Origin of the sequence: Phaeobacter piscinae, assembly GCF_002407245.1 — a bacterium.
Taxonomy (GTDB): Bacteria; Pseudomonadota; Alphaproteobacteria; order Rhodobacterales; family Rhodobacteraceae; genus Phaeobacter; species Phaeobacter piscinae.
Genome location: NZ_CP010681.1, coordinates 2,494,712 through 2,517,934, shown reverse-complemented (window position 1 = coordinate 2,517,934; position 23,223 = coordinate 2,494,712). Strand labels below are relative to the sequence as shown.

At 61.3% G+C, this 23,223-nt stretch carries 24 protein-coding genes; 12 read left to right on the top strand and 12 right to left on the bottom strand.

Annotated features, from left to right (window positions below):
- Positions 1-81: 81 nt before the first annotated feature.
- Together phaeop14_RS11825 and phaeop14_RS11820 are read right to left on the bottom strand one after the other, a co-directional pair.
- Positions 82-2,607 (bottom strand): ABC transporter permease, encoded by a 2,526-nt coding sequence (locus tag phaeop14_RS11825; RefSeq protein WP_096789638.1) that lies wholly within the window; start codon positions 2,605-2,607, stop codon positions 82-84.
- On the bottom strand, positions 2,604-3,320 hold the full coding sequence (locus phaeop14_RS11820) for an ABC transporter ATP-binding protein (RefSeq protein ID WP_040173448.1): 717 nt from the start codon (positions 3,318-3,320) through the stop codon (positions 2,604-2,606). Before phaeop14_RS11820 ends, phaeop14_RS11825 begins: the two co-directional genes overlap by 4 nt.
- A 51-nt stretch (positions 3,321-3,371) precedes the next feature.
- Between phaeop14_RS11820 and phaeop14_RS11815 the strand changes: the two genes are divergently transcribed.
- Positions 3,372-4,013: an arylesterase gene (locus phaeop14_RS11815; protein WP_096789637.1), complete on the top strand. Its 642-nt coding sequence runs from the start codon at positions 3,372-3,374 to the stop codon at positions 4,011-4,013.
- 131 nt (positions 4,014-4,144) lie between these two features.
- Here phaeop14_RS11815 and phaeop14_RS11810 read toward each other — a convergent pair whose 3' ends face one another.
- Positions 4,145-4,351: a cold-shock protein gene (locus phaeop14_RS11810; RefSeq protein ID WP_014875536.1), complete on the bottom strand. Its 207-nt coding sequence runs from the start codon at positions 4,349-4,351 to the stop codon at positions 4,145-4,147.
- A gap of 296 nt (positions 4,352-4,647) precedes the next feature.
- Positions 4,648-5,199 carry a L,D-transpeptidase gene (locus phaeop14_RS11805; protein ID WP_024096283.1) on the bottom strand — a complete coding sequence of 184 codons (552 nt, stop codon included), beginning with the start codon at positions 5,197-5,199 and terminating at the stop codon, positions 4,648-4,650.
- A 433-nt stretch (positions 5,200-5,632) separates the two neighbouring features.
- Between phaeop14_RS11805 and phaeop14_RS11795 the strand changes: the two genes are divergently transcribed.
- Complete coding sequence (locus tag phaeop14_RS11795; RefSeq protein WP_096789635.1) at positions 5,633-6,874, top strand: hypothetical protein; 1,242 nt, start codon at positions 5,633-5,635, stop codon at positions 6,872-6,874.
- A 111-nt stretch (positions 6,875-6,985) separates the two neighbouring features.
- The gene (trxC, locus tag phaeop14_RS11790; protein ID WP_096789634.1) at positions 6,986-7,411 is read left to right on the top strand and encodes a thioredoxin TrxC; all 426 of its coding nucleotides are present in this window, start codon (positions 6,986-6,988) and stop codon (positions 7,409-7,411) included.
- A gap of 487 nt (positions 7,412-7,898) precedes the next feature.
- Here trxC and phaeop14_RS11780 read toward each other — a convergent pair whose 3' ends face one another.
- The 3 genes from phaeop14_RS11780 to ettA all read right to left on the bottom strand — a co-directional run bounded on the left by phaeop14_RS11780 (position 7,899) and on the right by ettA (position 10,674).
- The gene (locus phaeop14_RS11780) at positions 7,899-8,090 is read right to left on the bottom strand and encodes a hypothetical protein (protein WP_241770601.1); all 192 of its coding nucleotides are present in this window, start codon (positions 8,088-8,090) and stop codon (positions 7,899-7,901) included.
- A 201-nt stretch (positions 8,091-8,291) separates the two neighbouring features.
- Positions 8,292-8,543, bottom strand: a complete 252-nt coding sequence (locus tag phaeop14_RS11775) for a hypothetical protein (protein WP_040173464.1) — start codon at positions 8,541-8,543, stop codon at positions 8,292-8,294.
- Positions 8,544-9,018: 475 nt separating this feature from the next.
- On the bottom strand, positions 9,019-10,674 hold the full coding sequence (gene ettA, locus phaeop14_RS11770) for an energy-dependent translational throttle protein EttA (RefSeq protein ID WP_040173466.1): 1,656 nt from the start codon (positions 10,672-10,674) through the stop codon (positions 9,019-9,021).
- 507 nt (positions 10,675-11,181) lie between these two features.
- Between ettA and phaeop14_RS11765 the strand changes: the two genes are divergently transcribed.
- Positions 11,182-11,796: a nicotinate-nucleotide adenylyltransferase gene (locus phaeop14_RS11765; RefSeq protein ID WP_040179712.1), complete on the top strand. Its 615-nt coding sequence runs from the start codon at positions 11,182-11,184 to the stop codon at positions 11,794-11,796.
- Here phaeop14_RS11765 and phaeop14_RS11760 read toward each other — a convergent pair.
- Positions 11,776-12,624 (bottom strand): DMT family transporter, encoded by an 849-nt coding sequence (locus phaeop14_RS11760; RefSeq protein ID WP_241770602.1) that lies wholly within the window; start codon positions 12,622-12,624, stop codon positions 11,776-11,778. The two genes, phaeop14_RS11765 and phaeop14_RS11760, sit on opposite strands and share 21 nt — an antisense overlap.
- A 100-nt stretch (positions 12,625-12,724) precedes the next feature.
- On the opposite strand from phaeop14_RS11760, the gene dacB reads away from it, so the two are divergent.
- Positions 12,725-14,209, top strand: coding sequence for a D-alanyl-D-alanine carboxypeptidase/D-alanyl-D-alanine endopeptidase (gene dacB / locus phaeop14_RS11755; RefSeq protein WP_096789633.1), 1,485 nt, complete (start codon positions 12,725-12,727; stop codon positions 14,207-14,209).
- A 93-nt stretch (positions 14,210-14,302) separates the two neighbouring features.
- Here the strand turns inward: dacB and phaeop14_RS11750 are convergent, their stop codons facing one another.
- Both phaeop14_RS11750 and phaeop14_RS11745 read right to left on the bottom strand, forming a co-directional pair.
- Positions 14,303-14,824 carry a GNAT family N-acetyltransferase gene (locus tag phaeop14_RS11750; protein WP_096789632.1) on the bottom strand — a complete coding sequence of 174 codons (522 nt, stop codon included), beginning with the start codon at positions 14,822-14,824 and terminating at the stop codon, positions 14,303-14,305.
- Between the two features lie 36 nt (positions 14,825-14,860).
- Positions 14,861-15,283 carry a tellurite resistance TerB family protein gene (locus phaeop14_RS11745; RefSeq protein WP_014875525.1) on the bottom strand — a complete coding sequence of 141 codons (423 nt, stop codon included), beginning with the start codon at positions 15,281-15,283 and terminating at the stop codon, positions 14,861-14,863.
- 293 nt (positions 15,284-15,576) lie between these two features.
- On the opposite strand from phaeop14_RS11745, the gene phaeop14_RS11740 reads away from it, so the two are divergent.
- The 3 genes from phaeop14_RS11740 to phaeop14_RS11730 all read left to right on the top strand — a co-directional run bounded on the left by phaeop14_RS11740 (position 15,577) and on the right by phaeop14_RS11730 (position 20,235).
- Positions 15,577-17,220 (top strand): lysine--tRNA ligase, encoded by a 1,644-nt coding sequence (locus phaeop14_RS11740; protein WP_096789631.1) that lies wholly within the window; start codon positions 15,577-15,579, stop codon positions 17,218-17,220.
- 145 nt (positions 17,221-17,365) lie between these two features.
- Positions 17,366-17,779 carry a DUF4864 domain-containing protein gene (locus phaeop14_RS11735; RefSeq protein WP_096789630.1) on the top strand — a complete coding sequence of 138 codons (414 nt, stop codon included), beginning with the start codon at positions 17,366-17,368 and terminating at the stop codon, positions 17,777-17,779.
- Between the two features lie 170 nt (positions 17,780-17,949).
- A complete protein-coding gene (locus phaeop14_RS11730; RefSeq protein ID WP_096789629.1) occupies positions 17,950-20,235 on the top strand; it encodes a glycosyl hydrolase family 28-related protein in 2,286 nt (761 codons plus the stop codon).
- Positions 20,236-20,262: 27 nt separating this feature from the next.
- Here phaeop14_RS11730 and phaeop14_RS11725 read toward each other — a convergent pair whose 3' ends face one another.
- Positions 20,263-20,991, bottom strand: coding sequence for a hypothetical protein (locus phaeop14_RS11725; RefSeq protein ID WP_244905764.1), 729 nt, complete (start codon positions 20,989-20,991; stop codon positions 20,263-20,265).
- 134 nt (positions 20,992-21,125) lie between these two features.
- On the opposite strand from phaeop14_RS11725, the gene phaeop14_RS11720 reads away from it, so the two are divergent.
- The 3 genes from phaeop14_RS11720 to phaeop14_RS11710 all read left to right on the top strand — a co-directional run bounded on the left by phaeop14_RS11720 (position 21,126) and on the right by phaeop14_RS11710 (position 22,329).
- Positions 21,126-21,443 (top strand): antibiotic biosynthesis monooxygenase family protein, encoded by a 318-nt coding sequence (locus tag phaeop14_RS11720; protein ID WP_014875520.1) that lies wholly within the window; start codon positions 21,126-21,128, stop codon positions 21,441-21,443.
- Positions 21,444-21,556: 113 nt separating this feature from the next.
- Positions 21,557-21,964: a universal stress protein gene (locus phaeop14_RS11715; protein WP_040173479.1), complete on the top strand. Its 408-nt coding sequence runs from the start codon at positions 21,557-21,559 to the stop codon at positions 21,962-21,964.
- A 107-nt stretch (positions 21,965-22,071) separates the two neighbouring features.
- On the top strand, positions 22,072-22,329 hold the full coding sequence (locus phaeop14_RS11710) for a TFIIB-type zinc ribbon-containing protein (protein WP_096790301.1): 258 nt from the start codon (positions 22,072-22,074) through the stop codon (positions 22,327-22,329).
- Positions 22,330-22,487: 158 nt separating this feature from the next.
- On the opposite strand, the gene phaeop14_RS11705 is transcribed toward phaeop14_RS11710, so the two are convergent.
- Complete coding sequence (locus phaeop14_RS11705) at positions 22,488-22,673, bottom strand: PLD nuclease N-terminal domain-containing protein (RefSeq protein ID WP_096789628.1); 186 nt, start codon at positions 22,671-22,673, stop codon at positions 22,488-22,490.
- Between the two features lie 149 nt (positions 22,674-22,822).
- Between phaeop14_RS11705 and phaeop14_RS11700 the strand changes: the two genes are divergently transcribed.
- Positions 22,823-23,128, top strand: a complete 306-nt coding sequence (locus phaeop14_RS11700; RefSeq protein WP_096789627.1) for a hypothetical protein — start codon at positions 22,823-22,825, stop codon at positions 23,126-23,128.
- Positions 23,129-23,223: the final 95 nt, after the last annotated feature.

Genomic DNA, 23,223 nt, shown 5'->3' with positions numbered 1-23,223 from the left:
AGCAGCTCTGTAAAAGACACCAGCCTGTCGCAGCTGGTGTCCGATGTGTTTGCCTTTTCCGCGCCAAAGCGGTGTGCGGGTCTAGTCGCGCGCCCGCAGGATCCGTGCAGGGCGCACCTGAAGCGGCCCCCAGGCAAAGGCAAGCCCGGCCAGCAGCGTGGTCAGGATGCCACCGCTGATGATCGCCAGCGCGTTGCCCCAGATCACCTGATAGTCGCTCTCGAACACATAGGTGTTGATCGCCCAGGCACCGCTCATTCCCGCAATCAGCGCCACCAATCCGGCGCCTGCTCCCAGAAATACCGACCTGAGGGCGAAGCTGATCAGAATGCGGCGTCTGGATGCACCCAGTGTTTTCAGCACAGCGGCCTCATAGCGGCGGGCCGGTTCCCCGGCCGCGGCGGTGCCGATCAGAACCATGAACCCGGTAAGTAGGGTGGCTGCCGCTCCATAAGCGGTGGCGGAGGCCAGCTGCCGCAGGATGTCTGACACGCGGTCCAGCGCATCCCGCACCCGGACGGCGGTAATATTCGGCATTGCCTTGGCCAGATCCCTCAGGATCTGCGCCTCGGCCTCCTGCTCGGCATAAACCGTGGCGATATAGCTGTGCGGCGCTCCTGCCAGGGCGCTTTCGTTCAGCACCATGACAAACCCCATGCCGGCGGTGGAGAAATCCACCTCGCGCAGGCTGGTGATTGTCGCAGTGATGTCGCGGCCCAGCACGTTGATCGTTAGCGTGTCTCCCAGATCCAGCCCCAGTTCCTCGGCCTCCTCGCGGGCAAAGCTGACCTGTGGCGGACCTGTGTAATCCTCAGGCCACCATGCGCCAGCCACGATCTGCGTTGTTTCGGGCTGTTTCGCGGCATAGGTGATGCCGCGATCGCCGCGCACCACCCAGTGATCGCCGGCCACCTCGGTCGCGGGCTGATCGTTGATGTTGGTGAGCACCCCGCGCAGCATCGGCGCGCTCTGCACTCGCTCCACAGCCGGATCGCCCTCAACGCGGGTGAGGAAGTCCGGCATCTGGTCTCGCTGGATATCAACAAAGAAGTAGGAGGGGGCCACATCGGGCAGGTTGCCCTCAATCGCACGGCGCATATTGCCATCGACCTGACCGATGGCCGCCAGCACCGTCAGGCCAAGCCCCAGCGCCAGCACCGTTGGCACGGCGCCATCGCGGGAAGTCCCGATCGCGGAGAGCGCCCAACGCAGCGCCGGGTTGCCACGGGCCAAGGGCGCGGAGCGGCGCGCGATCCAGCTCAGCACCAGTGCCGCCAGCAAGAGCACTGCCAGCGCACCAATCAGCCCGCCCGCAGTCCAGAGCGTCAGCTCAACCGCGCCGCTGAACAGGGCCGCTGCGCCGATCAGCACCGCGACAGCAATAGCGGTGGCCAGAATATACCGGGGCGCGGGCCAGCGGCTGCGGCTGTCCAGCGCATCGCGAAACAGCGCCGCCGCCCGGATCCGTTCCGCCCGGGCCAGCGGCCAGAGCGCAAAGACAAAGGCCGTCAGCAAACCATAGAGGGCTGCCTCGCTGAGGGCGGGAACCGAGATGCCAAAGACCGCAGGAAACGGCAGCTGCGCCGCAATCAGCGGTCCCAGCAGCACCGGAGCCAGCCCGCCGATCAGAAGGCCAATCGCGATGCCCAACAGCGCCAGCGCACCGATTTGCAGAAAATACGTCAGGAAGATCGTCCGGCGGTCGGCGCCAAGCGTGCGTAGGGTGGCGATGGTCGCGGTTTTGCCCGCCAGATAGGCGCGCACCGCGGCGGAGACGCCAATCCCGCCCACCGCCAGCCCGGAGAGGCCAACCAGCACCAGAAACCCGGCCAGCCGCTCGACAAAGGTGGCAATGCCCGGCGCGCCATTACGGGCATCGGTCCAGCGCATGCCGCTGTTGTCATACTCTGCCTCGGCATGAATTTTCAGCTGCTCCAGATCGGTATCCGGGGGCAGGGTCAGCCGGTATTTGCTGGAAAACAACGTGCCGGGCTGCAAGAGGCCGGATTGCGCCAGGTCCTCTGTGCGCACAAGCGTCCGCGGCCCAAGAGTGAAGCCTGCGCTGGCCGCATCAGGTTCAGTCTCCAATAGCGCCGTCAGAGCAAATCGCTGGCTGCCAAGGGTGAATTCATCGCCAACCGACAGGCCGAGCCGATCCGCCAGAACCCGCTGCATCACACCGCCGGGTAAATCCCCTGTTCCTGCCAGCGCGGTCTCCAGCGGCATTTCGGGTGAGAGGGTCACTGTGCCCACCAGCGGATAGGCGTCATCCACGGCCTTTACCTGCGTCAGCGCGCGTTCGTCGCCCACTGTCGCCATGGACCGGAAATCAATGATTTCAGACCGGGCGAGGGCGCGGGCCTCCATCCAGGCCTGTTCCTCAGTGGTGGCGCGCCGATAGGTAAAGCCCAGCTCGGCGTCGCCGCCCAGCAGCACCGCGCCTTCCTCGCTCAGCCCGGTCTGGATCGCCGAGCGCAGGGAGCCGATCCCGGCTATCACCGCAACCCCCAGCGCCAGACAGATCAGGAAAACACGAAACCCAGACAGACCACCGCGCAGCTCGCGCTTGGCAAACCGCGTGGCCAGCGACAGGGCAGAGGGGCTCATTCAGCGGCCTCACGCGCGGCGTCCTGATCCAGTCGCCCGTCGCGCAGCCGGATCACCCGGTCACAGCGCGCCGCCAGTTCCGGCGCATGGGTCACCATGATCAGCGTCGCCCCATAGCGGTCGCGCAGGTCAAACAGCAGGTCCATGATCGCATCGCCATTGGTCGCATCCAGATTGCCGGTCGGCTCATCCGCCAGCAGGATGCGGGGGCGGGTGACCAGAGCGCGGGCCAGCGCCACGCGCTGCTGTTCGCCTCCGGACATCTGCGCCGGGAAATGGCCCGCGCGATGGCCCAGTCCGACCGCCTCCAGTTCAGCTTGCGCGCGATCAAAGGCATCCTTGTGACCGGCAAGCTCCAGCGGTGTGGCCACATTTTCCAGCGCGGTCATGGTCGGGATCAGGTGAAAGCTCTGAAAAACGACGCCCATATTGTCACGGCGAAAGCGCGCCAGCGCATCTTCATCCATCGCCGTCAGATCCTGTCCCAGCGCCGAGACGGTGCCGCCGGTGGCCTGCTCCAGCCCCCCCATCACCATCAGGAGAGAGGATTTGCCAGAGCCGGAGGGGCCGATCAGGCCCAGGGTTTCTCCGCTCTCCACCGCCAATGAGATATCATGTAGAATTTCGACAGGTCCGGTATTGCCAACCAGTGACAAAGACGCATGTTGGAGGTTCAGAATGGGATCGGATGAGGGGATCGTGCTGGACTGCATGTGATATCGCGCCTGTTTTGGGACCACTCTGGATATGGAGCCTTTGTAGCAATGCGCAAGATGATAGCAGGACTGATTTTTATGTTAACTGCGGCAATTGCGCAGGCAGATCCGGTGCGCGTTGCAGCGCTGGGGGACAGTCTGGTGCAGGGCTATGGCCTGCCGCAGGGGCAGGGCTGGGTGCCGCAGCTGCAACGCTGGCTGGGGGAAAAAGGGGCCGAGGTGCGGCTGATCAATGCCGGGGTTTCTGGCGATACCACCGCAGGCGGCGCCGCCCGGATTGACTGGACGCTGGCGGACGGACCGGATGCGCTGATCGTGGCCCTTGGGGGCAATGATCTGCTGCGCGGCCTTGCGCCATCCGAAAGCCGTGCCAATCTCACCCGCATTCTGGAGGTCGCAGAGGCCAATGCGGTTCCGGTGCTGCTGGTTGGCATACAGGCACCGGGCAATTACGGCGCGGATTTCAAGGCTGAGTTCGACGCGATCTTTCCAGATCTCGCGCGGGATTATGACACGTTGCTTCACGCAGACAGCCTCGCCGGTATTCGGGCCGCAACCGGGGATGATATTCAGGCTGCTGCGCAATATCTGCAGGAGGACGGGATTCACCCCAATGCCGAAGGCGTGGCGTTGAATGTGGCCGCCATCGGTCCGAAGGTACTGGAACTGATCGAGTTGGCAAAGCAGTAGGCGTCTCGCCAGGCGGGGCTGATCCGGTGGTTGCAGTTCTCAAAGCCTGTTCAGCCCGGAAAACCGACGCCACAACAAAAGACGGCCCCGATGAAGGGGCCGACAGCTGATCTTATTGTCGTTCTGGCCGATCAGGCCAGTTCGATATTCACCGCAGACTCGCGGCCATCACGGCCCGGTTGCAGCTCATAGGTGACTTTCTGATTGTCGGCGAGGCCGGTCAGCCCGGACCGCTCTACCGCAGAAATATGTACAAATACATCGCTGCCACCCGCATCGGGTGCGATGAAACCGTAGCCTTTGGTGGTGTTGAACCATTTGACGGTGCCTGTGGCCATCGTCTTCTTCTCCCAGTCTTTACTCAAATCCCTGTCCGCGACATGCGACAGCCCGGCAATGTCATTGCGTATTCATGACCGAGCCTCCTAGGACAGCGATGAGTTCTGCGTAACCTTGCGGTAACAATCTTGTCGCCAAAGGTCTTTCGGCGCAAGTGTTATAGCGGGGGGGTGCCTGTCAGTTGGGTAGCGCAGGGGCGCGACGGCGCGCTGATCGGCAAAGCTCAGCGCGCAGGCAGGCAAGCTGGCGCCGAAGCGACGCCAGATCACACGTCGTCGCTCCGGTCTAATGTTGGTCAGAGCACCGTCACCACGGTTCCCAATGGCACCCGCTCATAGAGATCGACAATATGCTCATTCGTCATGCGGATACAGCCGTTGGAGACAGAATGCCCGATGGTCTGCGGCTGATTGGTGCCGTGAATGCGGAAATAGGTGTCGATGCCGTTCTGAAACAGGTAAAGCGCGCGCGCGCCCAGCGGATTGTCGGTGCCACCGGGCTGAATGTATTTATTATCGACAAAGCGGGCATAGCTGCGTGGATCGCGCTCGATCATCTCGGGCGTGGGACGCCAGGTCGGCCATTCTTTCTTGGCCTGAATAACGGCGGTGCCGGTGAATTCGAGACCCGCGCGACCAACCCCAACCCCGTAACGTCGCGCCCGTCGCGGCTCCGTCACATAATAAAGGTAATAGGATCGCGGCAGCACAAGGATCTGCCCGGGGGCGAATTGCTTCTTGATGCGGACCTCTTGCGGGGTCGGATCAAAGACCGTTTCGGCTGACCCGATCTGGGGCCAGAGCGAGGCTGCGGCGGAGCTGGCCAGAAAGGCGCGGCGTGACAACATGCGGGGCTCTTTCAGTTTTGGAACAGATGCAGCCAGTCTGCGGGGTGGGAACAATCCGGTCAATAGGTGGCCCGGTGCGGGTCGGTTGCACCATGGCCTGCGCGACGTCGGTGCAACAGCTGTCCGCAGTCAGGCCGTTGTCTCCTTGGCAGATCAGGCTTCGTCAGATCACGAAGCTGTGATACCCTGTGATCGGATCGCGTTTCTGATCCACCGCCAGTTTCGGCGGATTTCAGTGATTGGCGACAGTATTTCTGGCGCGGCTGCGGGGGCAGTTCCACCGGCTTGGTCGCACGGGGGTATGCGTTATTTCTAACGGTTCGGTGTTGGGCCTGATTAGCTTGCAATCGGACTGACCCTGTCTGAAATCGGCCGGGTGTTGTGCGCAGCACGGCTGGCGGTCTGTCGGGGGTCATATACTGGAGTAACGATTGTGACTGTTTCATTTGGTGCGCGCGCGGTATTGGCCGCGCTGACGATGGCTGTGGGCATGACCGCAGCCCACACGAGTAAGGCGCAGGAGGGGGGTGGGTTACTCGCAACCTCGCTGCGCTATTCAGAACGGATGCTGGACCGGCAGGAGGATGTGACCAATAAGGTCGCGATTGCCCTGCGTGCACGGCAGTCCGGGCAGCTGGGCATCAACAAGATCACCTTTGGCGGGCGCTTCTTAGGCACGGTGATCTATGAGAACACCAATACGCCTGGCAAATTTCCGATCCTGTCGCGCCTGCCGCCCACCCACACCAGCGGCACCTCTGATACCTATGGGGTGATCAATGATATCTCGCTCATCGCTACGGCCACGGCACCTTTCCTGACAGCGGTGGTGCAGGGCGAATATACCGAGATCGAGTATCCCGGTCAGAATGATATCCAGCTGCGCAAGGCCTGGCTGGCCATCGGCGATTTGGACCGCTCTCCTTTCTATGTGGCGGTGGGGCGCAAGACCGTGAACTTTGGCAATTTTGCCAGCTACGCGCCCTTCACCCACACCCATAGCAGCCATTACTTCTGGGCCCAGACCAAGGATCCGCTGATTGAGATCGGCTATATCACCGACCGGACCGAGCTGGCCCTGTCGATCATCCGCAACCATCGCGGCAACCGGGTGGTCAGCAGTCCGAAGAACGATGATCACTACACCAACTACGCGCTGAACGCGGCCCATCGTATCCCGCTGGCCAATGGGCTGGGGCTGAAACTCGGCGCGGGCTTCCTGCGGGGCACCATCTACGACAGCACCATCGCCCATCATCCGCCGAGCAGCGGCATTGATCGCGGCTGGAACGGAGCCTGGGATGTCCACGCCACTCTCAGCGGAGCGCGGTTTGACGTCATGGCCGAATTCACCCAGACCACCGACCGCTGGCCCGCCACCGACCACAAGGTCAGCGCGCTGACGCTGCAGGGGCGCTACCGGAATGAGTTTCTGGGGCGCCCTGCGGTCTATTCGCTGTCGGCCAGTCACGGGCGGCAGGGGGCATCGGGCACCGAATGGGAATCGATGTCGCAGGTCATTCTGGGGATGGAGGTAGCGGTGGCCCCGAATGTCACATTGGGCGCAGAATACCTATTCAACGATGGGTTCGTGCCGCTGATCTTGCCCCGGCGTACCGGCGACGCCAGCGTGCGGTCCCATAGCGTCATTCTGGGGGCAAAGCTCACCTTCTAGGCGCAGGCAGGCCGCAGGGGCGCGCGGCGGCAGGCCCTTGTCCCGCGCGCTGTCTTCCGTATATCGGGAAGGAGGTCGCACCAGCGGCCTGCTGCAAGGAGTGATCGCGACATGGGCGCCAAAACCCTGACCTGCCTCAGCTGTGCGCAGCTGAACCGTGTGCCGGAGGACCGTCTGGCCGCGGATCCCAAATGCGGCACCTGTGGCGCGGCGCTGATCCCGGCGGGGCCGGTGGATGTCGATCCGGCAACCCTGCAAAAGGCTGCGGCACAGGATGATCTGCCACTGGTGGTGGATTTCTGGGCGCCTTGGTGTGGCCCTTGCAAGATGATGGCGCCGGATTTTGCCAAGGCGGCAAAATCGCTGAAGGGCCAAGTGCGGCTGGTCAAGCTGAACACCCAGACCCATCAGTCCACTGGCGCGCGCTATCGTATCAAGGGGATCCCGACACTGGTGCGCTTTGCCCGTGGCAAGGAGCAGAAACGACAAGCCGGCGCCATGCGGGCAGGGCAGATCATCAGCTGGGCCAAGGGGTAGATGTAAGGGGTGTCACAGTGCGGGAAGATGCCTGCCAGGGGCGCCGTCTCAGGCCGTGCGGTGTGTCTCATCCCGGTGCGGCTGCGCCATTGGGCGTAATCCGGGTGGCAGGTGAACCATAACCAAAATCGTCAAAATCGCACTTGTTGTCCCGACGGTGGGATAGAGCATCAGGCTGTACCAGAGGGGCAAGGCATATAGGGTATAGGCCGCCACAGCAGAGAAAACCCCTGCAAAAGTGCCCACAATGATCCCGATCCACGCCATAGTTCTACCCTTTGGGTTGAGTTGCATTTAATCTACAATTTTTTTGGCGGATCGCAACGCTCTGATATCCACAAGAATAGTTCAAATTTTCTATAGATCTGGTTAACGGACGGTGGGGTCTTACGGGCGCGCGCCGTGTAGGATCCGTTAGGTCATTGTTTTGAAATGAAATTTAGAGGGTGCCTCTTGCCAGTAAAGGGTTGGGGCGCCATGGAATTGACTAATCCTGCGAATTTTTTGCTGATACACTGCGCGAGAACCCGCCGTTTTTGACCATCAGGAACACCGTGAGTGCCAGTCCAGATGTGCCTCCAAGGCAGGAATAGAGCAGGAACAGGCCCCAGATCGGCAGGTCGTAGGCCACATGCCCAATCACGGTGACCAGCATTGTCACCCCTGCACTCGTCAACATCGCCAACCAAGCCATCGCAACCTCACCCAAATAGAGGTAAACCTGTCCCAAAGTAGGCTGTGCAATCAATACGTCTTACGGTCAGACAGGCAGTATGTTGGTGTCTGTTGCAGCTTATTTGTGAACTATGGCAAGAACAGCACAGAGTTGTACGTATACCGCGCGCGCATCTTTGGATTGTTCATCTGTCGAGGAAGCCAATCAGGCGCGAGCAGGTTTCCTCGATAGCCCTTGGTGCGCAGCCGGTCCCAGATTGTCGAGGGTTTCTCTGGTAAAGGCATCACGGGCCGCTTTCTGTGCCCAAAGCAGCAGGATTGCCAGCATCGCCGAGGGCACCCCGAACAGAGGATAAAGTAGCAAGCTCATCCCGAAGGACAGGCCGATCAGCGTATAGCCCAGAATGGCTGCATTCAGCCCGCCAATGACGCCTACCAGAATACCAATCCCTGCCATGCTCCGCCCTTTCTCCGGCCCTATCCCCAAGCGGTTCTCGCCGGGGGCATCGTGAGAGTATGGTTAAAGACTAGCGATGATTTTGTTCAAATTATGCCGATCAGGTGGCGGAGTAGGGAATGGAGAAAAGGGGAGGCTGTGCACCTCGGCACACTCGTTGGGCCAGCCGGGTGTCATGCGACGACGCGCGTAGGCGAACCGCGATCTGTTTTGCGGCATTTTCTCAACAGCAGACACACAGAGGATGAAGGGCCCGGCACAGGGCGGCGCTTCCACTACCGCACGTCAAAAATCGACGCTGGAACAATATTGGCTATGGCCTGTCCGTCCCAAGCTTGAAGGAGGCCGATGTGGGCCTCCTTCTTCACGCAAGATACTCATGTTTTGGAGTGGGGTCGCAGCGATGGGCAGATTTGCACGACCGCTGCGACTTTAAAGCCCAAACCAAGGGCTCTCTACCGGGAGAGCACCTCACTCACCGCACAAACTTCTTGTGCTTCAACCGCTTGGGCTCCAGTGCATCAGGGCCCAGACGGCGTTTCTTGTCCTCTTCGTAGTCCTCGAAGTTGCCCTCGAACCACTCCACATGGGCGTCACCCTCAAACGCTAGGATATGCGTACAGATCCGGTCGAGGAAGAAACGGTCGTGCGAAATCACCACGGCGCAGCCCGCGAAATCCACCAGCGCGTCTTCCAACGCCCGCAGGGTTTCCACGTCCAGGTCGTTGGTCGGTTCGTCGAGCAGGAGAACGTTGCCGCCCTCTTTCAGCAGGCGCGCCATGTGAACGCGGTTGCGCTCACCACCGGACAGGAGGCTCAATTTTTTCTGTTGATCGCCGCCCTTGAAGTTAAACGAAGAGCAATAGGCGCGTGAATTGACCTGCGCGTCGCCCAGTTCGATGATTTCAGCACCGCCGGAAATCGCTTCCCAGACGGTTTCGTTGTCATCCAGATCGTCGCGCGACTGATCCACATAGGACAGCTTCACGGTGTCGCCGTAGCTGACATTGCCCTCATCGGGCTGTTCCTGACCGGTCAGCATGCGGAACAGGGTTGATTTACCCGCGCCGTTGGGGCCGATCACACCGACGATGCCGCCGGGGGGCAGGTCAAAAGACAGCCCCTCAACCAGTTGCTTGTCGCCGTAGTGTTTGGAAATGCCTTCAACCTCGATCACCTTGGAGCCAAGACGCGGGCCATTGGGGATGACGATCTGGGCGCGGGTCAGCTTCTCCCGCTCGGACTGGCTGGCCAGATCGTTATAGGCGTTGATCCGGGCCTTGGACTTGGCCTGACGGGCCTTCGCGCCCTGACGCATCCACTCCAGCTCGCGTTCCAGCGTCTTCTGCTTGGATTTGTCTTCGCGCGCTTCCTGCTCCAGACGTTTGGCCTTCTGTTCCAGCCAGGCGGAGTAGTTGCCCTCATAAGGAATGCCCCGGCCACGGTCCAGTTCGAGGATCCAGCCAGTGATATCATCGAGGAAATAGCGGTCGTGGGTAACGCAGAGGATGGTGCCTTTGTAGTCGATCAGATGCTGCTGCAGCCAGGCGATGGTTTCCGCATCAAGGTGGTTGGTCGGTTCGTCAAGAAGCAGCATATCGGGCGCTTCAAGGAGCAGTTTGCACAGCGCCACCCGGCGGCGTTCACCGCCCGAGAGGTTGGCGATTTCCGCATCATCCGGCGGGCAGCGCAGCGCCTCCATCGAGACGTCGATCTGGCTGTCCAGATCCCAGAGGTTCTCGGCGTCGATCTTGTCCTGCAGTTCGGCCATCTCCTCGGCGGTCTCGTCCGAGTAGTTCATCGCCAGCTCGTTGTAGCGGTCCAGGATCGCCTTCTTCCCAGCCACGCCCAGCATGACGTTTTCACGCACGGTGAGGCTTTCGTCCAGCTTCGGCTCCTGTGGCAGATAGCCAACCTTGGCGCCCTCAGCCGCCCAGGCTTCGCCGGTGAAATCGGTATCCAGACCGGCCATGATTTTCATCAGCGTCGATTTACCAGCGCCGTTGACGCCGACAACACCGATTTTCACACCGGGGAGAAAGGACAGGTGAATGTTTTCAAAGCATTTCTTGCCACCGGGATAGGTCTTGGAGACCCCCTGCATGTGGTAGACGTATTGATAGGCGGCCATGTGACTGCTCCGTGATGGGGGAATTTCGCTGGCTGGTGTGATAACGGATGGGGCGGGCCGGGGCAATGCGGGATGAGCGCGGCGGCTCTTGCAGTTTCCATCGGGGTAGGGCGCCCCGCAGCACGCCTCACGCCTGGCCTGTCCTGCGGGACGGCCTGTCAGGCCTTTTGTCGCCGGGGCTTTGCCCCGGACCCCAGAGTATTTACTGGAAAGATGACAGGTGATTTACGCTTTCACCTTTCTTCAAATACTCCGGGGTGAGGCCAAAAGGCCGAGGGGCAGCGCCCCTGTCTGTCTGGGCTGCAGGGCTACTCGGTGAAACAGGAAAAGGAAGTGGTTTAAGGCTACGTGCATATGTCCTCGCTGCGCGCCCCGCAGATTTCCAGGCTGGACTGCCACGAGGTGTCGCTTCAGGCAGGCGAGTAGGTGTGAGAAACGCAACCTGTTCTTCGGTAAGCCCACAACACCTGATTGATCTCTCTTCTAACTCTGTGCATCAAGGCGGGTATGACGCATCGCCTGCCCCATATCCCGCCCGGAACCACTGTTGGTCTGTTGGGCGGTTCCTTTGATCCGCCGCACGAGGGGCACCGGGCGATCTCGCTTGCCGCGTTGAAGCGGTTCGGGCTGGATCAGCTGGTCTGGCTGGTCTCCCCCGGCAATCCGCTGAAGGCGCATCCGCCAGCCCCCTTGGCGCGGCGGATTGTGGCGGCGCAGGACCTGATGGATCACCCCCGGGTGCAGATCAGCGGGATCGAAGCCGATTTTGGCACCTGCTACACCGCCGAAACTCTGCGCATGCTGCGCAAACGCCACCCCGGCGTGCGGTTTGTTTGGTTGATGGGGGCGGATAATCTGGCGGATTTTCATCGCTGGAAGGATTGGCAGCAGATCCTTGAGACGGTGCCGGTGGGGGTGCTGGCACGGCCCGGAGACCGGATTTCGGCGCGACTGTCACCGGCGGCGCGGCTTTATGCGCCCTACCGGCTGAAGGGCGGGCAAAGCCGCCTGTTGGCAAAGGCCTGCGCACCGGCCTGGTGTTTTGTGAATGTACCAATGGTCAACGCCAGCTCAAGCGAGATCCGGGCGCGGGGCGATTGGTCAGCGACGCAGCCGCGCTGAGAGAAGCCCGGCGCCGATCACCACCGCAAGCCCAGCCCAGGTCAGCGGGTCGGGCCATTGCGCAAACACCCACCATCCAAGCGACACCGCTGCGATCAGCTGGAAATAAACCAGCGGCGCCAGACGCGATGCAGGCGCCTGCGCATAGGCAAACAGCAGCAGAAGATTGCCCAGCATCGAAAACCCGGCGCTGCCAAAGGTCAGTGCGGCGGTGCTCAGGCTGGGGGCAGGCAGGGCTGCCAGCCCCAGTGGCAGGGTCAGCAATGCGCTGATCGACAGCTGTGTCAGGCTCAGCTGCAACGGGGTGCCCAGATGTGACAGCCAGCGCGAGCTGGTGAGGAAACCACCATAGCAGACGCCAGCGACTGCGGCCCAGATCAGATTGGCCGAGCCGCCAAGACCGGGGCGCACAACCAGCAGCACGCCACAGAACCCCACCGCCATCAACAGGCTACGCGCCAGCGTCACCGGTTCACGCAGCAGCAGCACCGATAGACCATAGCTGACAATCGGCCCGACAAAGAAGGCCGCAAAAACATTGGCCAGCGGCTCCGTCTTGAGAGCGATCTGAATGGACAGGATGCCACCGCTCAGCAGGGCGGCCCGCAGCCACAGCCGCCAGTCGCCAAACAGCGGCCACGCCCCGCGACAGGCAAAGGGCAGCACCAATACGGTGCCGATTGCAAACCGTGACCACGCCACAAATCCCGGTGTCGCCAGACCGCCCGATGTGAGCAGTTTCCCGCAAAGGTCCCCGGCAGGGATCATTGACATGGCGACAAACATGATCATCACTGCCCGTACCATCGCGCCAGCGGTAACAGGCATCCACCTCCGGGGAAAGCGGCCAGATCTCCGCGGCCCCGCGACATAAAAGCCTGTGGCGCGTTTGCAGAATTGTAGGGGTTTTGAGTAGACTATTGCTAATATGATTTCGCGACGTTTTTTCCTGACCTCCGGCCTTGCCTCTGTGGCGGCGAATACTGCGCTGGCCAATGCGCCTGCGGTCTCTCTGCGCCCAGTGGCGCGCGATCCGGCCAGTCTGATCAGCGCGGGTGGCGGGCTGAAGGGGCTGTTGTCCCGGGCCGGCCTCTCGGGGGAGGTCGCCTGCGCGGTGGCAGATGTGAAAACCGGTCTGCGGCTGGAAGCCGAAGGGGCAGGTTCGGGTTTGCCGCCCGCCAGTGTCGCCAAGGCGCTGACCGCGCTTTATGCGTTGGATGTGCTGGGGGCAGATCATCGCTTTACTACGCAGATTGTCGCGACCGGCGGCATCAGCGGCGGTGTGGTGGCAGGCGATCTGGTGCTGGTGGGCGGCGGCGATCCGATGCTGAACACCGACACTCTGGCGCAGCTGGCCAAGGCGCTCAAAGCAGCGGGCATCCGCGAGGTGCGCGGCGCCTTCCGCGTCTGGGAGGGCGCGCTGCCGCAGATCAAGTCGATTGATCCCGGCCAGCCCGATCACGTGGGGTACAGCCCGGCGATTTCAGGGCTGGCGCTCAATTACAACCGGGTCCATTTCGAGTGGAAGCGTGCGGGCCAGGGCTGGGCCGTGACCATGGATGCTCGGACCAAGAAATATCGCCCCGAAGTCTCTGTTGCGACGATGAAAATCGCCCAGCGCAGCCTGCCGGTCTATAGCTACTCCGAGGGCAAGGATACTGACCGCTGGACGGTCGCCAGCAAGGCGTTGGGCAAAGGCGGCGCGCGCTGGCTGCCGGTGCGCCATCCGGGCGCTTATGCGGCGGATGTCTTCCGCACCATGGCGCGTGCCAATGGCATCAAACTCCCAGCGCCAAAGATCGCCAGATCGCGCCCCTCGGGGCAGGTGGTGGCCCATCACAACAGCCCGCCGCTGGATCTGATGCTGAAAGCGACGCTGAAATATTCCAACAATCTGATGGCCGAAATGATCGGTCTGGCAGCCACGCAGGCCCGCGGCGGACGGCCCCGCACGCTGAAGGACTCTGCCGTGGCGATGAACCGCTGGGCGCAGGCCACCTATGGCATGGCCAACACCCGGCTGGTGGATCACTCCGGCCTGGGCGAGGCTTCGCGGGTGACCCCCGATGATATGGTCAGCGCGCTGGTGGCCTCCTATCGGGATGGGCGGTTGAAACCTTTGCTGAAATCCTTCCCCATGCGCGACAGCAAGGGCCGTATCCTGAAGGGCCATCCGATCAAGGTCGCGGCCAAAACCGGTACGCTCAACTTCGTATCTGGTCTTGGCGGGTTCATGACTGCCACCGATGGCACCGTGCTGGCCTTTGCCATTTTCAGTGCCGATCAGAAGGCGCGCTCCCGCATCTCACGGGCGGAGCGCGAACGCCCGCAAGGGGCAAGATCCTGGAACCGCCGCGCCAAGCAGGTGCAGCAAAAGCTGATTGAGCGCTGGGGGCGGGTTTACGGCAGCTGATCCGGTGCAAGACCAGACGCGCGGCTCTATCGGTCTGTGCGCGCGTCTGCCCCGCCCTGTTCTCTGTCCGGGCTACAGCTCCTGCCAGCTGCGCTAACCGCCCGCCATGGCGTGGACCCAGATCTCTGCCTGTGGCTCATGCGGGGCGCGGGTGCCGTCGGTGACAGCCCCCAGCCGCCTCGCCACTGCCTGCGACCGTAGATTGTCGTGATCAATATAGCTGTAGAGGTGATCCAGCCCCAGATCCTCGGAAGCCCATGTCCTGACCGCTATGGCGGCTTCGGTCGCAAAACCCTGTCCCTCGGCGCCCTCAAACAGATGCCAGGCCAGCTCAATCTCCGGCCAGTTGGAGTGTTTGATCAGACCGACGCGACCGACGGGTTCGCCGCTCGCCCGCGATGTGACAGTAAAGAAGCCAAAACCATGCCACTGCCAGTGGCCAACCCCGGTCAGAAACCCAAACCAGGCCTGATCTGCGGTGATCGTCTCACCCTGTGCAACCATCGAAGGCGCGCTGGTCATAAAACGGGTATAGGCGGGCAGATCGTCGCGCTCAGGCCCGCGCAGGACCAAACGCGCAGTTGTCAGCCGGGGGGCGGTGGTGAGCGCTGTCATACCCGCCTGTCCCTGTCTGCCCGCACCTCTGCCACATCAGACCATATGCCGGGCGCGGGCGCCGCGTTCGATGGCGGCGGCGTGCAGCCGGTCGATGTTCAGCTCATAACGGATCTCTTCCAAAAGCCGCAGTTCGGACTCCGCCAGGCTGCCATCGGCGGCAGCCACATCGCAGGCCAGCGCATAAGCGGTCTCAAACAGGCGCTCCGGCAGATCCTCACGGATCAGCCCAAACAGCGCGTCCAGCCCGTCTTCCTGCTCAAACAGGTCAAACACCGTCTGCGAGGTGCGATTGACCCGGTCAATGTCGTAATCTGCAAACACGGGCAGCATATTCACCGCCGACTGGATTTTCACCAGTTCAGCGGTGCGGATGTTCTCATCCGAGGCCGACACCGCCACCATCAGCGCAACAAGGCAATCCTGCGGGGTAAAGGGATGGGCGGTTTGGGTGTTCATTATGAAATCCAGTAAATTGGCATGTGTTCTGCATAGAAGAATAGGCATCGTGTCGACCCCGATCAACGGGACAATGCGTCATCGTGCATATTCCGCCGCAGGCACCGGCACGGTATGGGCGTCAGGGCTGCTGTTTCTTGACTCATTTCGCCTGCCGCCATAGGTGAGGCCGACCGGGTGCATGGGGTGCCCGGCAGTGGTTTGTCGCCCGCAATATCGCCGCCCATAGCGGCATCACCCGTGGCGGCAGGCAGCCCGACCGGAGCAGTGCCCGGTTGCCGATGGAGAAAACAATGTCTGATCTGCGCGAAGAAGCTCTGAAGAGCAAAGCCTGGCCGTTTGAAGAAGCCCGCCGGGTTCTCAAACGTTATGCCAAGGGCGCGCCGGAGAAGGGCTATGTTCTGTTTGAAACCGGCTATGGCCCCTCCGGTCTGCCGCATATCGGCACCTTCGGCGAGGTTGCCCGCACCACGATGATCAAAACCGCCTTTGAGGTGATTTCCGACATCCCGACGAAGCTGATCTGCTTCTCGGATGATCTCGATGGTATGCGCAAGGTGCCGGGCAATGTCCCCAACCCAGAGAGCCTGCAGGACCATCTGCAAAAGCCGCTGACCAGCGTTCCGGATCCCTTCGGCACGCATGAGAGCTTTGGCCATCACAACAACGCCATGCTGCGCCGGTTCCTGGACACCTTTGGTTTTGAGTATGACTTCTACTCGGCCAAAGAATTCTATGAATCCGGCCAGTTCGACGAGGTGCTGAAGCGCGCGGTTGATAAGTATGACGACGTCATGGCGATCATGCTGAAGTCCTTGCGCGAAGAGCGCCGCCAGACCTATTCGATCTTCCTGCCGATCCACCCGGAAACCGGCCGCGTCCTTTATGTGCCGATGAAGAAGGTCTGCGCCGAAACCTACACCGTCACCTTTGACGATGAAGACGGCAAAGAATGGACGCTGCCGGTGACCGGCGGCAATGTGAAACTGCAGTGGAAGCCCGACTTCGGCGCCCGCTGGGCCGCACTGGGTGTCGATTTTGAGATGTACGGCAAAGACCATTCCACCAATACGCCGATCTACGACGGCATCTGCCGGGTGCTGGGCCACCGCGCGCCGGAGCATTTCACCTATGAGCTGTTTCTGGATGCCAACGGTCAGAAGATCTCCAAAACCTCCGGCAACGGCATCTCGATCGACGAATGGCTGACCTATGCCTCGACCGAGAGCCTGGCCTATTTCATGTACCAGAAGCCGAAGACCGCCAAGCGGATGCATTTCGATGTGATCCCCAAGGCGGTGGACGAATACCACCAGCAGCTGCGCGCCTATCATGGCCAGGACCTGAAGGCACAGCTCAATAACCCGGTCTGGCACATCCACGGCGGTGACGTGCCACAGTCCGATATGGTGGTGCCCTTCTCGATGCTGCTCAATCTGGCCTCCGCCTCCAGCGCCGAGGACAAGGCCACCATGTGGGGCTTCATCAACAAATACGCGCCTGATGCGACGCCCGAAAGCAACCCGACAATGGATCAGGCCGCAGGCTTCGCGGTGGCCTATTTCAACGATTTCGTGAAACCGGAGAAAACCTACCGTCTGCCCACCGATCAGGAGCGCGCGGCGCTTCAGGATCTGGCAGATGCGCTGAAATCGTCTGAGGCGGCCCTCGCTGCGATCGCCAAGAAGAATGAACTCGCAGGCAACACCGATCCGCTGCCCGAGGCGGATTTCGCGGATGAGGAGTTCCTGCAATCCGTCGTCTTTGCCATTGGCAAGATCCACGGGTTCGAGCCGCTGCGGGCCTGGTTCTCGGCCATCTACGAGGTGCTGCTGGGCGCCAGCCAGGGTCCGCGCTTTGGCGGGTTCATCGCCCTTTACGGGGTCGAGGACACCATCAAGCTGATTGATCAGGCGCTGGCAGGTGAGCTGGTCTAACCGGCTGTCAGACCACAGAAAAACATCGGAAAAGGGCGCCCCGACGGGTGCCCTTTTTCCGTTGCGGGGCAGGTTTTGTCAGGTTGGCGTGAATTGACGGGTGCAAGCGGCGGCCTAGCTGATCTCTCATCAAGGGAGATGTTTTATGCGCAAGTTTATGTTGATGAGTATCTGCGTCGCCATGATGGCGCTGCCTGTTTCCGCCTCTGCTGAGGGGCGCGATACGGCCATTACCGGGGTGATCAGCGATCAGATCGCGGCCTTTCTGCGCGGCGATGCGGAGGCTGCCTTTGCCCATGCGTCTCCGATGATCCAGGGATTGTTTGGCAGCTCTGAGCGGTTTGCGACCATGGTACAGTCCGGCTACCCCATGGTCTGGCAACCCGATGAGGTACGCTATCTGGATCTGCGCAATGTTGCGGGCGGCCTGTGGCAGCGGGTGATGATCACCGACCCCGAGGGGCGCGTGCACCTCCTTGATTATCAGATGGTTGAGACTGCGGCGGGCTGGAAAATCAACGCGGTCCAGCTGCTGACTGCGGACGCCCCGACTGCTTGACCCGCCCACTCGATGACCAATCGACCGCCCCCTTCTACAACGGGGGTGGTGCATACCCTGCGAACGCCCCTCTGACAGCGCGTTAAATCCCGCCCGGTATAACCCTTTCCCTGATTGAACCGGGCTGCGGCCTGCGGTGCCGGAAACGGCGGTTTTGGAAAGGGTGACTGATGAACATAGCGATCACTGACGGCGTAGAGCTGATGCCCCCGGCCTTTGCTGAGGGGCTGGCCAACTGGTCTAGCGGCAATGGCACACCGGGATCGGACACCTATCAGGGGGCGGCCAATGCGGCCTTTGTCGCGGCGGACCCCGATTTCGGTGGCTGTCTGGAGCTGCAAAAAACCACCTCGGTGCAAAAACTGCGCAATATGACCCGCACCATGCTGACGCCGGGCTGCTATCTGCAGATCACCGCAAAGGTGAAGGCGATCAGCGGCGCCCTGCCCACAGTGCGCATCGCGGCCTGGGCCGGACAGTCCGGCGGCGGCCATCTGGACGGCGTGGTGGAAACCGGGCCGGGCACCAGCCTCTCCACCTACGGCGAGGTGGTTGAGGTCACGGCCATTGTCGGCACCGGCAGCCGCAATGGCGTCGATATGCCCTGGGGCCGTGCCGCGCGCTTTGCCCATGTGGGGCTGGATCTGATCGGGGCAAACGGCGGCGTGGTGCGAATCGAGGATATCGCGGTGCGCGATGTCACCGGCGTGTTCCTGCGCGACATGATCAGCCTTGTGGATGTCACCGATTATGGCGCCGTCGGCGATGGCAGCACCGACAATACTGCCGCCTTTGAGGCCGCAGATGCCGCCGCCGCAGGCCGCCGTGTGCTGGTTCCGGCGGGGGAGTTCTTCCTCGCCAGCACGGTCTCTATGAACCATGAGGTCCGGTTTGAGGGCACCGTCCGCATGCCCACCAACCGGATGCTGCTGCTCACCCGCAACTTTGATTTCCCCAGCTACGCTGCCGCCTTCGGGGATGAGGAACTGGGCTTCAAGAAGGCGTTTCAGGCGCTTTTGAACAACGCCGACCATGAATCGCTGGATCTCTGCGGGCGCAAGGTCACCCTGCGCGGGCCGGTCGATATGCAGGCGGCGGTGCCCAACAAAACCAGCTATGCCACCCGCCGGGTGATCCGAAATGGCCAGTTGGAGGCCGCCGCCAATGCCGCCTGGGACACCGACACGGTGACTGCACAGGCGACTTACAGCACCAGCGACGCGCGCAAGCTGACCAATGTCGCCAATATCGCCAATATCCCCGTCGGCGCCTTGGTCGAAGGCAGCGGCGTCGGGCGCGAGATCTATGTCCGGGCCAAAAACGTGGGCGCGCGGGAACTGACCCTGACCGCGCCGCTTTACGATGCGGTCGGCACGCAGCAATTCACCTTCCGCGACTTCAAATACATGCTGGATTTCAGCGGTTTCAGCGCGCTCAGCAAATTCGGCATGACCGAGGTGGAAATCCAATGCGCGGGCCGTTGTAGCGGGATCCGTCTTGCGCCTGCCGGCACGGTGTTCAGTCTGGATCACTGTTTCATCTCGCGTCCGCTCAATCGCGGCCTCACCTCCATCGGGTCGGGCTGTCAGGGCATTCTGGTGGACAATTGCCAGTTCCTCTCCGATGAGGAGCCGCTGAATGTCTCCGCGCGCCAGTCCATCGCGCTGAATGTGAATGCCAATGACGCCAAGCTGCGCAACAACCGTGCGACCAAGTTCCGCCATTTCGCCCTCCTGGGCGGGCAGAACCAGACCGTGACCGGCAACCACTTCTTTCAGGGCGATACCGTCGCCGATGGCAGTCGCACCGCCGGGCTGATCCTGACCAGCACCAATTGCGCTTCCACCGTGTCGGACAATTACATCGACAACTGCTTTGTGGAATGGACCAATGAACGCGATGCGCGGCCGGATTTCAGCAGCGGCTTTTCCTTCAGCGCGCTGTCAATCACTGACAATGTGTTCCTCTCCGGTGATGTGGCCCGCTGGTTCAGCTACATCGTGGTCAAACCCTATGGCAGCGGCCATTTCCTCAATGGGATGACGGTGTCGGGGAATAAATTCCGCTCCATCAATGGCTCCATCGACCGGGCGGAACGGGTGGATACCAGCTTTGCGGATCTCGATTTCAGTCGCTCCAAGAGCATCTTTTACGAGGGCAACACCTATCACAATGTCTCAGCCGCCGTGGCCAATCCGCTGCGGATTGAACATGTGCAGGGCAGTACGGCCAAGACCTGGACGGTCGACACTGATGATATGCTGCCGTTCCGCGGGCAGGCGCGGGGGGTCGACAGCGTCATCGCGATTGGCCCGGTGGAGGTCAGTGGCGGCGCAGACCGCCACGCCATGCCGCACACCAAACTGCGGGTTGGCAGCCGTCGCGATCAGGTGCAGCTGATCTGGCCCGAGGCGGTGCGCGGCACTGTGCAGGTGACCGTCCGGGTGGACAAGTGACCCTCGCCTTGAGATGCGCGGACGGGGTCAGAACCGGTGCCAGATCGCCAGTTTGATCCCCAGCGACCGGGTCTCGGTCCGCTTGTGTTGTAGGCCAATCACCAGCTCTGGCGCGTCCTTGCCGAAGCGACGCGCCAGTGGCACCCGCAGACTGGGGGTGACCGCAACGGAGAGCGAGGCCCCAGCCGTTTTACTGGTTTCCACCTGCAACAGCGGCGCCAGTTTGCCGGGGCGGTTCAGCCCGAATGTGGCATCCAGTTTCCAGGTCTGCTCCAGCCCCTTGCTGCGCCATTCATGGCCCAGATCCAGCGCCACCCATCCCGAAAGCGGCCGGTCGCGCCACCGGGTGTCAAACCCGCGCCCGTATGACAGCGTCAGTCGCTGCATTGGCGCCCAGACCGCGCTGCTCTGGTTCAGCCCCAACGCCAGTTCCACCGCCGTATTGGCGTGCCCCAGCTGGGGCAGGGGATGGCGCACGAACAGCAGCGCATGGGCAGAGCTGCCCCGGCTCAGGTTCAGATCCACCCCCACGGTCCAGCGCGGGTGCAGCCCGTATTCACCGTAATAGCCAACCTCAGCCGGGATGCGCTGTCCTGCGTCCAGCCCCTTTATCGCGGCCAGATCCCGCCGCAGGGTCAGGCTGGTTGCGCTGAACCCCTGTCCTTTTTGCTGTAACCACGCCCCGGCAAAGACCGGTGCCGAAGGCATCAGACAGGCCAGGATCAGTGCCAGAAGACGGGCGAAGTGATGAGACATGAAAACATCTTAAAGTTGTTTTCACTTTTGACCACTCTTTTTGTGGAACATCAGGTTGGCCGCCCGGTGTGGCAAAAATCTCTGCCGGATTTTCCCAAACCGGCGTAGGCTGGACCCGGACAACGGAGGAAGCCATGCCGACGATCGCGACCAATACCGAAACCCAAACCGTCATCACCACATTCGAGATGACACCGGGCACCTGCCAGGACCTTCTGGACGCCCTGACTGAGGCCTATGCCGAGTTTATTTCCCATCAGCCGGGGTTCATTTCCGCCGGGTTGCATGTGAACGATGCTCAGACGCGGATTGCCAATTATTCCCAGTGGCGTCGGCGCGAGGATTTTATGGCCATGTTGCGCAGCGCCGAGATGCGCAACCGCAATCGCAAGATCAATGAGCTTTGCCGCAGCTTTGAGCCGGTGATGTATGAGGTCGCCGCAACCTTTTGATCTGTGGCGCGTTTCCCATCTGTGGGCAGCTGATCTTGATCAAGGCAGGCGCTTCGGGCCTGCCCCATGATAGGCCTGTCCCATGATGCGGTCACAGACAGAGGAAAGCGCAGATGTACAGCCATATTCTTGTCCCGATTTCATTCGACCCGGATCGCGATGTCAGCGGCCCACTGAAACTCGCGGGGCTGCTGGCCACGCCGGAGGCGAAGATCACGCTTTTGCATGTGGTCGAACAGGTGCCGGCCTATGCGATTTCCTACATGCCGGTTGATTACCTCGATGCGGCGCGCAAGGCGTTGCAAGCAGAGTTGGACGGGCTGGCCAAAACCCTGCCGAATGCCAGCGGCCTGCTGATCGACGGCCATTCCGGCCGCGCCATCCTCGACTGGGCCGAAGACAATTCTCCCGATCTCATCATCATCGCGTCACACCGTCCCGGAATGCAGGATCTGTTGCTCGGCTCAACCGCCACCCAGGTGGTGCGACACGCGTCCTGTGCGGTACATGTCGTACGCTGAGGCTTGCGCTGTTTTGACGCCGGGCGCGCAATATTGCGCCGCCAGACTTGTCGTGCGGCAAAAGCGACCCCACTTGCAATGCAATCATGTTTTGTGAGGAGAAAACGATGCAATGTCCAATTGATGGCACACAGCTGGTCATGACCGACCGGGCCGGAGTGGAAATCGATTACTGTCCGCAATGCCGGGGTGTCTGGCTGGATCGTGGTGAATTGGACAAGATCATTGAACGATCCGCGCCGCAGCAACCCACGCCGCCGCGTGACAGCTACCGCCCCGAGAAACGCGATTCAGATCGGCATTATTCCAAAAAACGCTACAAGAAAAAACGTGGTGGGTTTCTCGAAGATCTTTTTGATTTTTAAGAACGACATGCCCGGACGTCAGGTATCGCCAACTAAAGACAGCGCATTAAACCGATGTCCAGGCCTTTGCCTGCTGCGCCCCTGATCGCGCAGGTCATCAAAAAAAATGCCCCGATACCATCGTCTGGTATCGGGGCATTTTTCTTCATAACATATTGTTAGATGCGTGCTTTGTCGCCGCGTGGGCCAGCGATCAGCCATGCGATCAGACCAATGACAGGCAGGACCAGAATGACGAGGGTCCAGACCACCTTGGCCGCGGTCGAGGCGCCTGAGGTCAGAACCTGATAAATCGCATAGAGATCGGCAATTAGAATGATCAGACCAAGAAGACTGTAACCCATTTTCTCTCTCCAATGATTGTGTTCTGTGATCCCAACCATGCAAAGGCTCAGAATGTTCCGATAAAAATTTTTGGAACCAATTCACCGGATATCTCGTTTCCTCTCCGAACCATCACCGAGATGTATCGCAATTGGAAAGGAACCACGTTATGAAAACCACTACTGGAATTGTCCTGGGTGTTATTGCCGTCATCGCCGTTGCGATTGGTATCTACATGGTGGACGTCGACCAGACTGAAGAAGCCAGCCTGCCTGACGTTGATGTCAGCGTCGAAGGCGGCAACCTGCCTGAATTCGATGCCGAGGTGGGGTCCGTCTCCATTACCGAGGAAACCGCAACGGTGAAGGTCCCCGACGTCGATGTGACCATGGAAGAAGCTGAAATCTCGGTTCCCGGCCTGAAAGTGACCCCGCCGGAAGACGCCGCTGACGAAGTTGCCGCCGAATCCAACTAAGAGACGCAGCTGCCTGATCCGGCACAGTTTGCCCCCCGCCATCGCGGGGGGCTTTTTTCGTGTCCGGTTTGTCGGGGGGCGGGCGCTGTTGCCTC

Excerpts from the sequence above, each read along its gene's own strand:
- phaeop14_RS11825 (WP_096789638.1), bottom strand. The coding sequence starts at position 2,607 with ATGAGCCCCTCTGCCCTGTCGCTGGCCACGCGGTTTGCCAAGCGCGAG.
- phaeop14_RS11820 (WP_040173448.1), bottom strand. The coding sequence starts at position 3,320 with ATGCAGTCCAGCACGATCCCCTCATCCGATCCCATTCTGAACCTCCAA.
- phaeop14_RS11815 (WP_096789637.1), top strand. The coding sequence starts at position 3,372 with ATGCGCAAGATGATAGCAGGACTGATTTTTATGTTAACTGCGGCAATT.
- phaeop14_RS11810 (WP_014875536.1), bottom strand. The coding sequence starts at position 4,351 with ATGGCCACAGGCACCGTCAAATGGTTCAACACCACCAAAGGCTACGGT.
- phaeop14_RS11805 (WP_024096283.1), bottom strand. The coding sequence starts at position 5,199 with ATGTTGTCACGCCGCGCCTTTCTGGCCAGCTCCGCCGCAGCCTCGCTC.
- trxC (WP_096789634.1), top strand. The coding sequence starts at position 6,986 with ATGGGCGCCAAAACCCTGACCTGCCTCAGCTGTGCGCAGCTGAACCGT.
- phaeop14_RS11780 (WP_241770601.1), bottom strand. The coding sequence starts at position 8,090 with ATGTTGACGAGTGCAGGGGTGACAATGCTGGTCACCGTGATTGGGCAT.
- phaeop14_RS11775 (WP_040173464.1), bottom strand. The coding sequence starts at position 8,543 with ATGGCAGGGATTGGTATTCTGGTAGGCGTCATTGGCGGGCTGAATGCA.
- ettA (WP_040173466.1), bottom strand. The coding sequence starts at position 10,674 with ATGGCCGCCTATCAATACGTCTACCACATGCAGGGGGTCTCCAAGACC.
- phaeop14_RS11765 (WP_040179712.1), top strand. The coding sequence starts at position 11,182 with ATGACGCATCGCCTGCCCCATATCCCGCCCGGAACCACTGTTGGTCTG.
- phaeop14_RS11760 (WP_241770602.1), bottom strand. The coding sequence starts at position 12,624 with ATGCCTGTTACCGCTGGCGCGATGGTACGGGCAGTGATGATCATGTTT.
- dacB (WP_096789633.1), top strand. The coding sequence starts at position 12,725 with ATGATTTCGCGACGTTTTTTCCTGACCTCCGGCCTTGCCTCTGTGGCG.
- phaeop14_RS11750 (WP_096789632.1), bottom strand. The coding sequence starts at position 14,824 with ATGACAGCGCTCACCACCGCCCCCCGGCTGACAACTGCGCGTTTGGTC.
- phaeop14_RS11745 (WP_014875525.1), bottom strand. The coding sequence starts at position 15,283 with ATGAACACCCAAACCGCCCATCCCTTTACCCCGCAGGATTGCCTTGTT.
- phaeop14_RS11740 (WP_096789631.1), top strand. The coding sequence starts at position 15,577 with ATGTCTGATCTGCGCGAAGAAGCTCTGAAGAGCAAAGCCTGGCCGTTT.
- phaeop14_RS11735 (WP_096789630.1), top strand. The coding sequence starts at position 17,366 with ATGCGCAAGTTTATGTTGATGAGTATCTGCGTCGCCATGATGGCGCTG.
- phaeop14_RS11730 (WP_096789629.1), top strand. The coding sequence starts at position 17,950 with ATGAACATAGCGATCACTGACGGCGTAGAGCTGATGCCCCCGGCCTTT.
- phaeop14_RS11725 (WP_244905764.1), bottom strand. The coding sequence starts at position 20,991 with ATGTCTCATCACTTCGCCCGTCTTCTGGCACTGATCCTGGCCTGTCTG.
- phaeop14_RS11720 (WP_014875520.1), top strand. The coding sequence starts at position 21,126 with ATGCCGACGATCGCGACCAATACCGAAACCCAAACCGTCATCACCACA.
- phaeop14_RS11715 (WP_040173479.1), top strand. The coding sequence starts at position 21,557 with ATGTACAGCCATATTCTTGTCCCGATTTCATTCGACCCGGATCGCGAT.
- phaeop14_RS11710 (WP_096790301.1), top strand. The coding sequence starts at position 22,072 with ATGCAATGTCCAATTGATGGCACACAGCTGGTCATGACCGACCGGGCC.
- phaeop14_RS11705 (WP_096789628.1), bottom strand. The coding sequence starts at position 22,673 with ATGGGTTACAGTCTTCTTGGTCTGATCATTCTAATTGCCGATCTCTAT.
- phaeop14_RS11700 (WP_096789627.1), top strand. The coding sequence starts at position 22,823 with ATGAAAACCACTACTGGAATTGTCCTGGGTGTTATTGCCGTCATCGCC.